Source organism: Paenisporosarcina cavernae, assembly GCF_003595195.1.
GTDB lineage: Bacteria > Bacillota > Bacilli > Bacillales_A > Planococcaceae > Paenisporosarcina > Paenisporosarcina cavernae.
In genome coordinates, this window is record NZ_CP032418.1 from 959,843 (window position 1) to 972,776 (window position 12,934).

Sequence of the window (12,934 nt, forward strand, 5' to 3'; positions counted from 1 at the left end):
TTGCATTAATAAGAAAACTATTATACATTTTGCAACAGGACTTGTTACAGAACAATTTGTACCTCTACAGGGAGGAAATGATGATGGCAGATTATTTAGTAATCGTAGAATCGCCAGCAAAAGCGAAAACGATTGAACGATATTTAGGAAAAAAGTACAAAGTAAAAGCATCGCTCGGACATGTACGTGATTTACCACGTAGTCAAACTGGAGTAGATGTCGACAACAACTATGAGCCTCGATATATTACGATTCGAGGTAAAGGTCAAGTCATGCAAGAATTGAAAAGTGCAGCAAAAAAAGCGAAGAAAATTTATCTCGCAGCCGATCCAGATCGCGAAGGAGAAGCAATTGCGTGGCACTTAGCACATGCGTTAAATATTGATATACAATCCGATTGCCGTGTTGTATTTAATGAGATTACAAAAGACGCTATTAAAGAATCATTTAAACATCCACGACCAATTGATATGGATTTGGTGGATGCACAGCAAGCGAGAAGAATTTTAGATCGACTTGTTGGGTATAATATCAGCCCTATTCTATGGAAGAAAGTCAAAAAAGGATTATCGGCTGGACGTGTTCAATCCGTTGCATTACGTTTAATTATTGACCGGGAAAATGAAATAAAAAATTTCACGCCTGAAGAGTACTGGTCCATCGATGGTCAGTTTGAAAAAGGAAAAAAGGCATTTGAAGCTTCTTTTTATGGTGCCGGAAAAGAGAAAGTGAAGTTAACAAATGAAGAGCAGGTTAAAGAAATATTAGGTAAGATGAAGGGCAATGATTTCAACGTCACGAAAGTTACGAAAAAAGAACGAAAACGAAATCCGGCTCCATCCTTTACAACTTCTTCTTTACAGCAAGAAGCTGCTCGTAAATTAAACTTCCGTGCACGAAAAACAATGATGTTAGCTCAACAACTTTATGAAGGTCTAAACATTGGGAAAGAAGGCACAGTTGGGTTAATTACCTATATGCGTACTGATTCTACTCGAGTATCGGATACGGCAAAAACTGATGCAAAATCCTATTTAGAGGAAGCTTACGGCAAAGAATACATTGGGAATGCGACACATGCTTCTAAAAAATCAGCAAAAGCGCAAGATGCTCATGAAGCGATCCGTCCTACAAGTGTCATGCGTCATCCTGATACGTTAAAAAATGTATTGTCTCGGGACTTACATCGATTGTACAAACTGATTTGGGAGCGTTTCATTGCCAGTCAAATGGCTCCCGCAGTATTAGATACGGTAGCAGTAGATCTTGAGAATAATGGAGTTGTATTCCGTGCAAATGGTTCACAAGTGAAGTTTGCAGGATTTATGAAGTTGTACGTAGAAGGTAACGACGATCAAGTGGAAGAAAAAGACCGTATTCTACCAGTAATGGTAGAAGGGGATGTCGTGAAAAAAATCGATTTAGATCCGAAACAACATTTCACACAACCACCTCCTCGCTACTCAGAAGCACGTCTTGTCAAAACATTAGAAGAGTTAGGAATAGGTCGCCCATCGACTTATGCCCCTACATTAGATACGATTCAAAAACGTGGGTATGTTGCGTTAGATGCAAAACGTTTTGTTCCAACGGAGTTAGGTAGTATCGTCCATGAGCTTGTCTTAGAATTCTTCCCAGATATCATCAATATTGAGTTCACTGCTCAAATGGAGAAAGATTTAGATGAAGTAGAAGAAGGACAACAGAAATGGGTTACGATCATTGATAATTTCTACAAGAAATTTGAAAAAGATTTAGCAATTGCTGATAAAGAAATGGAAAAAGTAGAAATCAAGGACGAGCCTGCTGGAGAAGATTGTGAGAAATGTGGCTCTCCTATGGTCTTTAAACTTGGCAGATACGGTAAGTTTATGGCGTGTAGCAATTTTCCAGATTGCCGTAATACAAAGGCAATCGTAAAACCAATAGGCGTCGAATGTCCAACGTGTCATAAAGGGGAAGTAGTAGAACGTAAAAGTAAAACAAAACGAATCTTTTACGGATGTAATCGTTACCCTGAGTGTGATTTTGTTTCTTGGGATAAGCCAATTTCAAGACCTTGTCCAAAATGTCAGTCCTTGTTAGTGGAGAAGAAGTTGAAAAAAGGCATTCAAATTCAATGTACATCTTGTGATTACAAAGAAGATGCTCAATCGTAACAATAAAGAAAGTAGGTATATAACGTGTCAGTATCAGTAAATGTAATAGGTGCAGGACTTGCTGGTAGTGAAGCTGCTTGGCAATTAGCGAAGAGAGGCGTGAAAGTACGTCTTTATGAAATGAGACCTGTACGTCAAACAGCAGCACATCATACAGACAAATTTGCAGAGCTAGTTTGTTCCAACTCATTACGAGCAAATAATTTAACGAATGCGGTTGGCGTAATTAAAGAAGAAATGCGTCAACTAGATTCGATTATTATTCAATCAGCGGATAAATGTGCTGTACCTGCTGGCGGAGCTTTAGCGGTTGACCGCCATGAATTTGCAGCACATGTCACGGAAGCTGTGAAACATCATCCAAATGTCGAAGTCATTAACGAAGAAGTGACGGAAATACCAGAAGGAATTACGATTATTGCGACTGGTCCACTTACTTCCACTGCATTAGCAGAAAAAATTCAACAATTGACTGGTCAAGACTATCTATATTTTTACGATGCAGCTGCTCCAATCGTGGAAAAAGATAGTATTGATATGGATAAGGTTTACTTGAAATCACGTTATGACAAAGGGGAAGCTGCCTATTTAAATTGTCCAATGACAGAAGAAGAGTTTGACCGTTTTTATGATGCACTTATCTCTGCGGAAGTTGTGCCGCTCAAGGAGTTCGAAAAAGAGATTTACTTTGAAGGTTGTATGCCGTTTGAAGTAATGGCAGCACGAGGCAAGAAAACCCTTTTGTTTGGTCCTATGAAACCAGTTGGATTAGAAGATCCTAAAACAGGAAAAAGACCTTACGCTGTTGTCCAATTAAGACAGGATAATGCAGCTGGTACGCTTTATAATATCGTTGGTTTTCAAACGCACTTGAAATGGGGACCTCAAAAAGAAGTCCTTCAATTGATTCCTGGTCTGGAGAACGTAGAAATAGTGCGCTACGGTGTGATGCATCGCAATACATTTATTAATTCTCCAACCGTTTTGAAAAAAACCTATCAATTACAATCGAATCCTTCCATCTTTTTTGCTGGTCAAATGACGGGGGTTGAAGGATATGTTGAGTCTGCTGGTAGTGGACTGATTGCGGGTATTAATGCAGCGAAATTAGCGCTGGGTGAAGAATTAGTGGAATTCCCTTCAGAGACGGCACTAGGTAGTATGGCTAGATACATTACAGAAGCGGATTCGAAAAACTTCCAGCCGATGAATGTGAACTTTGGATTATTTCCGGATTTACCAAAAAGAATTCGTTCGAAAGCGGAAAGAGCGGAAGCACATGCTAATCGTGCATTAGATACAATTCAAAATTTTAAGAAAACACTAGACATTTAATTTGAGAAAAGCTTCTACTTATTGCTATAATGTAGAAGCTTTTTTGTATAGAAAGGCGGTGGCAAGGATGAGTAATTTACCTGAAGGTGTAAAAGAATTTTGGGAATACATACAACTGGAAAAAAACTACTCCGTCCATACGATTCGAGAATACGAAAGCGACTTAGCAGAATTTATTGCGTTTTTAACTCGGGAAGGAATTTCATCTCCAAAGGACATTGAATACCGTGATGCACGACTATATGTGACAGAACTATATAATAAAAAATTAAAACGGACGACTATTTCCCGAAAAATATCGGCTATTCGTTCGTTTTATAAATTTGGAAATAGACAGTATGGCTGGAAAGAGGATGCATTTCGGTCTCTCTTTCATCCGAAAAAAGAAGAAAGACTACCTCACTTTTTTTACGAAGAGGAGTTAGCAAAATTATTTGAAACAGTCGAGGGTGATGATTTTCTTTCGATTCGTAATCGTGCAATTTTAGAACTCCTTTACGCAACGGGAATGCGTGTAAGTGAATTAACGGGACTGACACTTCGTGATGTGGACGTCCGAATTCAAGTCGTAAAAGTTATGGGAAAAGGCAGAAAAGAACGGTATATTCCATATGGTCAATTTGCGCATGATGCATTGGAAAGGTATTTGGAACATTCGCGACCAAAGCTAATGAAAAATGCCTCCCATCAACAAGTCTTTGTCAATCAAAAAGGCGATCCGTTAACCGATCGGGGAGTTCGGTATATTTTGAATGAATTAATGAAAAAATGCTCCTTACAAACAAAAATTTATCCCCATATGCTTCGGCATACATTTGCCACTCATTTATTAAACAATGGAGCTGACATGCGAACGGTGCAAGAGCTACTAGGGCATAGTCACTTGTCATCTACTCAAGTCTATACGCATGTTACAAAAGATCACTTACGAGCTACATATTTACAATCGCACCCACGTGCGTAATTGGAAGGAGAAATTCATTTATGGGAGAAATACATGCAACGACAATATTTGCTGTTCAACATAAAGGGAAAGCTGCGATGGCAGGAGATGGACAAGTAACACTAGGAAATCAAGTAGTTATGAAACATACCGCTAAAAAAGTTCGCCGATTATTTAATGGAAATGTATTAGCCGGATTTGCGGGATCAGTTGCAGATGCGTTTACATTATTTGAAATGTTTGAAGCAAAATTACTGCAATACAATGGCAACTTGAGCCGCGCGTCAGTCGAATTAGCTAAAGAGTGGAGAAGTGACAAGATGCTTCGTAAACTAGAAGCCATGCTACTTGTCATGGATAAAGAAACGCTTCTTCTTGTATCGGGTACTGGGGAAGTAATTGAACCAGACGATGGAGTGTTAGCAATTGGATCAGGTGGGAACTACGCGCTAGCAGCAGGTCGAGCTCTAAAACAGTATGCAGGTGATCAATTGTCAGCTGAGGAGATGGCGAAAGCAGCATTAACGACTGCTGCCGATATATGCGTATTTACAAATCATCAGATTATCGTGGAGGCGCTAAATTAATGACTAAAGATATGTATACACCGAAAGAAATCGTGCAGTATTTAGATCGGTCCATTGTAGGTCAAGCGGATGCGAAAAAATCGGTTGCTATTGCACTACGAAATCGCTACCGTCGTAGTATGCTTCCAGAAGCATTAAAACAAGAAGTAATCCCTAAAAATATACTAATGATTGGACCAACAGGAGTCGGAAAAACGGAAATCGCTCGTCGTATTGCCAAATTGACAAAAGCTCCATTCATCAAAGTGGAAGCGACGAAATTTACGGAAGTTGGCTACGTTGGAAGAGATGTTGAATCGATGGTCCGCGATTTAGTGGAATCTAGTGTTCGTTTAGTGAAAGAAGAAATGATGGAGCAAGTGAAAGCAGAAGCAGAAGTTATGGCGAATGAAAAAATTGTTCGCTTACTCGTTCCGGCATTAAAGAAAAAACAAGCATCCAACAATCCCTTCGAAATGCTTTTCCAACAAAAGGTGGAGAATGAAGAAGAAACGGAACTCGAAGACACGGAAATTCGAACGAAACGTTCACAAGTTGCAGAGGACTTGAAGAATGGCAAATTAGAAAATGAATATGTCACCGTAAGTATTACCGAACAACCTTCTAATTTGTTTGACGCTATTCCAGGCGCAGGAATGGATGGAATGGGACAAAACATGCAAGATGCATTGTCTCAGTTAATGCCGAAGAAAAAAACAAAACGCAAGCTCCAAGTGAAAGATGCACGAAAAGTATTAATTACAGAAGAAGCATCCAAGTTAATTGATAAAGAAGAACTTCACGCCACCGCTGTAGAAAGAGCAGAACAACATGGGATTATCTTTATCGATGAAATGGACAAAATAGCATCAAAAGGTGGAAGTGGGTCTTCTGCTGACGTTTCACGAGAAGGTGTCCAGCGTGATATATTGCCAATCGTTGAAGGATCCACTATCCAAACGAAATATGGTGCGGTGAAAACGGATTATGTTTTATTCATCGCAGCAGGTGCATTCCACATGTCAAAGCCTTCTGATTTAATCCCAGAGCTTCAAGGTAGATTTCCTGTTCGAGTAGAGCTTGAAAAATTAACGAAGAATGACTTTGTTCGGATATTGCAAGAACCGGAGTATTCTTTAATTGAACAATATAGATCACTCCTTGCTACAGAAGAAGTGGAAATTACATTTAGTGAAGAAGCACTCGAGAAAATTGCGGAAATAGCAACTGAGGTAAACGAAGCTACAGACAACATCGGCGCACGAAGATTGCACACGATATTAGAGAAGCTTTTAGAGGAATTATCCTATAAAGCATCGGATATTGGTCCGGCAACGATCGAAATCACACCAGCATATGTCGAAACAAAACTACAAAAAATTGCAAAAAACAAGGATTTGTCACAATTTATACTTTAATTGAAATAATTTCACTTCCAAAAACGATTAAAAACCTTTAGAATATTTAATAAATAACTGTTTTTCAAAACAGGAGGCCAACAGAATGAATTTATTGGAAAAAACAAGAAAGATTAACTCGATGCTTCAAGCTTCTGCAGGTAAGCCGGTTAACTTTAAAGAAATGTCGACAACCTTAAGTAATGTCATTGAGTGTAACGTTTTTATCGTTAGCCGTAAAGGGAAACTTTTAGGTTTTGACATTAACCAACAAATCGACAATGATCGTATGATGAAAATGATGGAAGAAAAACAATTTCCTGAAGAGTACACTAAAAACTTGTATAAAGTGAGTGAAACATCATCGAACCTAGATGTATATAGCGAGCACACAGTATTCCCTGTGGAAAACCGTGAACTTTTCAAAGATGGTTTAACAACAATTGTACCAATTATCGGTGGTGGAGAACGTTTAGGAACACTGATTCTTGGAAGATTAAAACAAGAATTTGAAGACGATGATTTAATCCTTGGAGAATACGGCGCAACTGTAGTTGGTATGGAAATTCTACGCGAGAAATCCGAGCAAATCGAAGTAGAAGCGCGTAGCAAAGCAGTAGTTCAAATGGCAATTAACTCACTTTCATACTCTGAGCTAGAAGCAATTGAACATATTTTCGAAGAACTAGATGGAAATGAAGGATTACTTGTTGCATCTAAGATCGCAGACCGCGTTGGAATCACTCGTTCGGTTATCGTAAATGCCCTTCGCAAACTTGAAAGTGCAGGCGTAATCGAATCGCGATCTCTAGGAATGAAAGGAACGTACATTAAAGTACTAAATGACAAATTCCTTTATGAACTATCCCAATTGAAACTACGTTAAAAAATTAACCCGTAAACGGATGATCAACATCTGTTTGCGGGTTTTTATATTCTACACTTTTAAATAGAAGAAATTCATAGAAAGGGGATGATTGAATATGGCGAGTATGTATTCTAAATGGATTGAACGTGCTTGATTGGCAGATAAGACTGAGGCAATTATAGAGTGTTTCATAAGAGATTGAGACACTTACGGCGAACATTAGAACACTTACGGTGAACAATAGGACACTTACGGCGAACATTAGGACACTTACGGCGAACATTAGGACACTTACGGCGAACATTAGGACACTTACGGCGAACATTAGGACACTTACGGCGAACATTAGGACACTTACGGTGAACATTAGGACACTTACGGCGAACATTAGGACACTTACGGTGAACATTAGGACACTTACGGCGAACATTAGGACACTTCCGGTGAACATTAGGACACTTCCGGTGAACATTAGGACACTTACGGCGAACATTAGGACACTTTCCGTGAAGTTTAGGACAATTTCGAAGAACATTGGGACACTTGCACCGAACATTGGGACACTTGCACCGAACATTGGGACACTTGCACGGAACATTGGGACACTCTCCCTCAACACTAGGACATCTTTCGAAAATACGCGACTTTACTTCAGCGATCAACAATCCCATTAAGATCTTCTTACTTCATAGAAAGTTTCCGACTAAACAACATTCCCTAATACATTCTCCTAATTTATCATTTCAGATCAGCTTATCCTTATTCCATTTTTTTCATTTTTAGAGAGTTTCCTTTAGGCGATGGAAACAAATGCAAGTTATGATGTTATAAGAAGATCGAATTTTAGCGATTCAGAAGAAGGAAAAACAATTTCTTTATGACAAAATGCCCTATTATTCGATAAGTAGGATAGGGGAATGAGGGTAGTTGGAGAAAAAAACAATTTTTTGTCTAAAAACAGGTACTATGTACTATTAAAAAGTACGTAATGCGCATAGACACTATATTACATATTCTTTACAATGAAAGAGTATTGTTAGAAAACCGTAATTTTAATGGAAAATAGTGGGGTGAACTAGTTGAGTATTTTCAGTGGAACCATTCAAAACTTGGAAAATGGGTTACAATATTCGACAACTAAACAGAAAACAATTGCGCAAAATATCGCAAATGTTGATACTCCTAATTACAAAGCAAAAGATGTGACCTTCGAGCAGTTTTTTCAGCGAGCGAAGCAGGCATCCTTGCCAGCATACCGGACCAATGACAGGCATTTTGACTTTAAAATGCGTGATTATTCTCCGGGTGTTTTTAATTACGCAAATATCCGTTACCGTCAAAACGGCAACGGTGTAGATATGGACAAAGAACAAGCTAACTTGGCGACAAACCAAATTTATTATAATGCACTAATTGATCGTGTAAATGGAAAGTTAAATTCATTACAAACGGTTATTAAAGGAGGCTAATGCGTATGAGTATTTTCCATAGTATGAATACCACCGCATCTGCACTAACTGCGCAACGTCTACGAATGGATGTCATTTCGTCTAATATGGCAAATGTCGATACAACTAGAGGAAAGATAGTTGACGGAGAATGGCAACCATATCGACGAAAGACTGTAACGCTGCAACCTAAAGGTGGTTCATTTTCAACTATGCTTTCCACTGCAATTGGAACTGCTGGAAATGGCCAAGTAGGAAATGGCGTAAAAGTAAGTCGAATTAAAGAAGATACCGAAACACCTTTTAAATTAGTTTACGATCCAAGTCATCCAGATGCGAATGCAGAAGGATATGTCGAAATGCCGAATGTGGATCCTCTTAGAGAAATGGTTGATTTAATATCTGCTACTCGCTCGTATGAAGCGAATGTCACTGTTTTCAATGCTAATAAAGCGATGCTCACAAAGGCTTTAGAAATAGGGAAATAAAGTAAGGGGGAAATAATGTGGCAATTCAAGGTATAACAAGTGCTTTACCACTAAATAAAATGACTACAGGAACTATTCAACAGCCTACTCCGATGGAATCACAGCAACAATTCGGAGCGATGTTGAAAGATGCCCTCTCAAATGTGAACGAACAACAAAAAGTTAGTGATGTGTTAACGAATAAGTTAATCCGGGGAGAGCAAGTTGAATTGCATGATGTCATGATTGCATCACAAAAAGCGAGCATCACGTTAAATGCGACACTTGAAATTCGGAACAAGGTAATAGAAGCTTATCAAGAAATTATGAGAATGAGCGTCTAATATCCTGTTAATTTACTCACCATAACCGGAGGAAACTAATGAATGAGCGTATAACCAAATTAAGAACAGATCTTACCCGGTTTTGGGGAAGTCGAACGAAAAAACAAAAAGGTACCATGATTGGAACTGCAATTGGCGTTATTCTGTTAGCTGCGATTGTCACATTTTTTGCTACTAGAACTTCATATGTCCCATTATTCAAAGATGTGTCTCCAGCTGAAATAGGAAGAATAAAAGAAACGCTTGATTCACAAGGTGTTCCGAATCAAATTGCCCCAGGTGGAACGAGCATCTTAGTTCCAGAACAGCAAGTTGACGGGTTACTAGTCCAATTAGCGGCAGAAGGTTTTCCGCAATCTGGCACAATTGATTATTCGTTCTTCAGTCAAAATGCCGGTTTCGGGATGACGGATAACGAATTTAATGTATTGAAATTAGCATCCACTCAAACGGAACTAGCTAATTTAATGAAAAGTATCGAAGGCGTAAAAGATGCTAAGGTAATGATTACAATGCCGGAGGAAGGCGTGTTTTTAACACAGGATTCCCAAGTAGCTAGTGCCTCGATTATCTTAAACACACAGCCAGGTCAGCAATTTTCAGAATCACAAATCAAGGCAATGTATAATCTTGTATCGAAAAGTGTTCCAAATTTAGCGACAGAAGATATTGTCATCACGAATCAATATTCGGAGTACTACGATTTAAATCAACCATCTAATGGTACTGCTGTGTTAGATCAAATGGCGATAAAGAAAGAAATTGAACGTGATTTGCAGCGTCAAGTACAAACGATGCTTGGAACATTGATGGGCCAAGATAAGGTAATCGTTTCTGTTACAACTGATGTTGATTTCCAACAAGAACAACGCGAAGAAAACTTAGTAGAGCCAGTTGATAAAGAAAATATGGAAGGTATTCAACTGAGTGTTCAGCGAATTACCGAAACATATTCTGGTGGAGACTTCGTTGGCGGTACTCCAGAAGGGGAAGATCCAACAGATGACTTTACTAACTATGTGGAAGGTACAAATGGGTCAGGAGATTACGAACGTGTGGAAGAGACGATTAACAATGAAGTAAATCGTATCCGAAAAAACATTGTCGAAAGCCCTTACCATATTCGAGATATAGGGATTCAAGTGATGGTCGAACCTCCAAATCCTGAGGATCCAACCTCTATGCCAAATGGTGTCGAGCAAGATATCGAACAGATTTTATCGACAATTGTTCGAACTTCCATCGACAAAGATGTCGCAACAGAATTAACGGACGATGTGTTAGCGCAAAAAATCGTTGTCTCCGTCCAACCATTCGCTGGTAAAACAACAGACTTAGCATCCGCGCAATCGGTTATTCCGTGGTGGGTATATGTGGTTGGTGGAATTTTACTTGTTGCTGTCATCCTACTAGTGTTCTTCATTATTCGTTCTAGAAGAGAAAAAGAAGAAGAATTGTTACTAATGGAAGAACGCATTCCAGTAAATGTGGAAGATATTAATAATGAAAAAGAAACAGAAAGTACTGTTCGTCGTAAACAACTAGAGAAAATGGCGAAAGATAAACCAGATGATTTTGCAAAATTATTGCGTACCTGGATTGCGGAAGATTAATGGAGGGGAACAGCTGTGTCTAGGAAAGAAAAAGAATTATCAGGAAAACAAAAAGCTGCTCTTCTCTTAATCTCGCTAGGGCCAGAAGTTTCTGCCTCCGTCTATAAGCATTTAAATGAAGAGGAAATTGAAAGACTTACATTAGAAATATCTGGCGTGAAAAAAGTAGAACCAGAAGTGAAAGAAGATATTATAGAAGAATTTCACAATATTGCGCTTGCACAAGACTACATTTCACAAGGTGGAATTGGGTATGCGAAGACGGTTTTAGAGAAAGCGTTAGGAACGGATCACGCCCAAAATATTATTAATCGCTTAACATCATCGTTACAAGTACGACCATTTGACTTTGCGAGAAGAGCGGACCCAGCGCAAATACTGAATTTTATTCAAAATGAACATCCGCAAACGATTGCGCTAATCCTATCTTACTTAGATGCAGGACAAGCAGGGATTATTCTTTCCTCTTTACCTCAAGAGGTACAAGCGGATATTGCGAAACGGATTGCCACAATGGATTCTACTAGTCCAGAAGTAATCAGCGAGATAGAATCCGTGTTAGAAAGAAAGTTAAGTTCCACTGTAACGCAAGATTACACAGAAACGGGTGGAATTGACGCGGTCGTAGAGGTGTTAAACGGTGTAGATCGACAAACAGAGAAAACTATATTGGATGCACTGGAAATACAGGATCCGGAACTCGCAGAAGAGATCAAAAAACGCATGTTTGTATTTGAAGATATTGTGACACTTGATAACCGTTCGATCCAACGAGTGGTACGTGATTGTGAAAATGAAGATCTTTTATTATCTATGAAAGTTTCTAGCGAAGAAGTAAAAGATATTATCTTCCGTAATATGTCTCAGCGTATGGCTGAAACATTCCGCGAAGAAATGGAAATCATGGGCCCTGTACGACTTCGTGATGTTGAGGAAGCGCAATCTCGCATTGTCGCAACCATTAGAAGGTTAGAGGATGCTGGAGAAATCATCATTGCTCGTGGCGGAGGAGATGACGTCATTGTCTAGAATTATTCGTCCTATCCAAACCAATTCGCAAGAGGAGAACTCGAGAGCGATTCAACTAAAAAAGCTTTTCGTTCCACCTGTGAATGAAGCCGAATCCGAATTAACTCTATCTCAAGTCATGGCGGAACGTGAACGATTGTTATCGGATGCCTCGGAACAAATTGAAACAGAAAAGAACAACCTAGAGTGGATGAAATCGCAGGCGATCGAAGAAATACAACTTGCGAAACAAGCTTGGGAAGATGAAAAATTGCAGCTACAGCAACGCGCATATGAAGAAGGTTTTGCACAAGGATATGAAGAAGGGCTACACAAAGCGACGAGCGATATGGCAAACGATTTGCGTGAGGCAAACGAAACAATGCTACATACGCATGAAAATGCCAAAAAATATATTGCCGAACAAGAACATGTCATTTTAGATCTAGCGCTTAAAAGTGCTGAAAGAATTCTAGGACACGCCCTAGATCAAAACGATGAGGAATTCTTAGCAATTGTGAAACGAGGGCTGAAAGAAGCTCGGGAGATGAAAGAGATTAAATTATACGTCTCACCGAAATATCACGACCTTGTTTCCTCGAATTACGACGATTTATCGGCAATATTCCCTGTGAATGTGCCATTTATGATTTTTGTGAATGAAGATCTTCAAGACAAACAGAGTTATATCGAAACGAATCATGGTCGCATAGTCATTGGTATTGATGCACAGCTAAATGAACTTCGCTTAAAGCTAAGCGAACTCTTAGATAGTAAGGAGTGATT

12 protein-coding genes are annotated in these 12,934 nt (G+C 39.1%); all 12 read left to right on the forward strand.

Annotated elements, in window-relative coordinates; all coding sequences use genetic code 11:
• Positions 1-83: 83 nt before the first annotated feature.
• Positions 84-2,159 (forward strand): type I DNA topoisomerase, encoded by a 2,076-nt coding sequence (topA, locus tag D3873_RS04790; protein WP_119882970.1) that lies wholly within the window; start codon positions 84-86, stop codon positions 2,157-2,159.
• A 24-nt stretch (positions 2,160-2,183) separates the two neighbouring features.
• On the forward strand, positions 2,184-3,494 hold the full coding sequence (gene trmFO / locus D3873_RS04795) for an FADH(2)-oxidizing methylenetetrahydrofolate--tRNA-(uracil(54)-C(5))-methyltransferase TrmFO (protein WP_119882971.1): 1,311 nt from the start codon (positions 2,184-2,186) through the stop codon (positions 3,492-3,494).
• A 67-nt stretch (positions 3,495-3,561) separates the two neighbouring features.
• Positions 3,562-4,458, forward strand: a complete 897-nt coding sequence (xerC, locus tag D3873_RS04800) for a tyrosine recombinase XerC (RefSeq protein ID WP_119882972.1) — start codon at positions 3,562-3,564, stop codon at positions 4,456-4,458.
• Positions 4,459-4,478: 20 nt separating this feature from the next.
• Entirely contained in the window at positions 4,479-5,024 is a 546-nt protein-coding gene (gene hslV, locus D3873_RS04805) for an ATP-dependent protease subunit HslV (RefSeq protein ID WP_119882973.1), read from the forward strand.
• Positions 5,024-6,421, forward strand: coding sequence for an ATP-dependent protease ATPase subunit HslU (hslU, locus tag D3873_RS04810; protein ID WP_119882974.1), 1,398 nt, complete (start codon positions 5,024-5,026; stop codon positions 6,419-6,421). The genes hslV and hslU overlap by 1 nt, the downstream gene beginning before the upstream one ends.
• Before the next feature lie 85 nt (positions 6,422-6,506).
• On the forward strand, positions 6,507-7,286 hold the full coding sequence (gene codY, locus D3873_RS04815) for a GTP-sensing pleiotropic transcriptional regulator CodY (RefSeq protein WP_119882975.1): 780 nt from the start codon (positions 6,507-6,509) through the stop codon (positions 7,284-7,286).
• 1,061 nt (positions 7,287-8,347) lie between these two features.
• Positions 8,348-8,737: a flagellar basal body rod protein FlgB gene (flgB, locus tag D3873_RS04825; RefSeq protein WP_119882977.1), complete on the forward strand. Its 390-nt coding sequence runs from the start codon at positions 8,348-8,350 to the stop codon at positions 8,735-8,737.
• Positions 8,738-8,742: 5 nt separating this feature from the next.
• Positions 8,743-9,204, forward strand: coding sequence for a flagellar basal body rod protein FlgC (gene flgC / locus D3873_RS04830; protein ID WP_119884476.1), 462 nt, complete (start codon positions 8,743-8,745; stop codon positions 9,202-9,204).
• 59 nt (positions 9,205-9,263) lie between these two features.
• Positions 9,264-9,527 (forward strand): flagellar hook-basal body complex protein FliE, encoded by a 264-nt coding sequence (fliE, locus tag D3873_RS04835; protein ID WP_119884477.1) that lies wholly within the window; start codon positions 9,264-9,266, stop codon positions 9,525-9,527.
• 38 nt (positions 9,528-9,565) lie between these two features.
• Positions 9,566-11,140: a flagellar basal-body MS-ring/collar protein FliF gene (gene fliF / locus D3873_RS04840; protein WP_119882978.1), complete on the forward strand. Its 1,575-nt coding sequence runs from the start codon at positions 9,566-9,568 to the stop codon at positions 11,138-11,140.
• 15 nt (positions 11,141-11,155) lie between these two features.
• Positions 11,156-12,169 carry a flagellar motor switch protein FliG gene (fliG, locus tag D3873_RS04845; RefSeq protein WP_119882979.1) on the forward strand — a complete coding sequence of 338 codons (1,014 nt, stop codon included), beginning with the start codon at positions 11,156-11,158 and terminating at the stop codon, positions 12,167-12,169.
• Positions 12,153-12,932: a flagellar assembly protein FliH gene (fliH, locus tag D3873_RS04850; protein ID WP_238473844.1), complete on the forward strand. Its 780-nt coding sequence runs from the start codon at positions 12,153-12,155 to the stop codon at positions 12,930-12,932. The genes fliG and fliH overlap by 17 nt, the downstream gene beginning before the upstream one ends.
• Positions 12,933-12,934 lie beyond the last annotated feature (2 nt).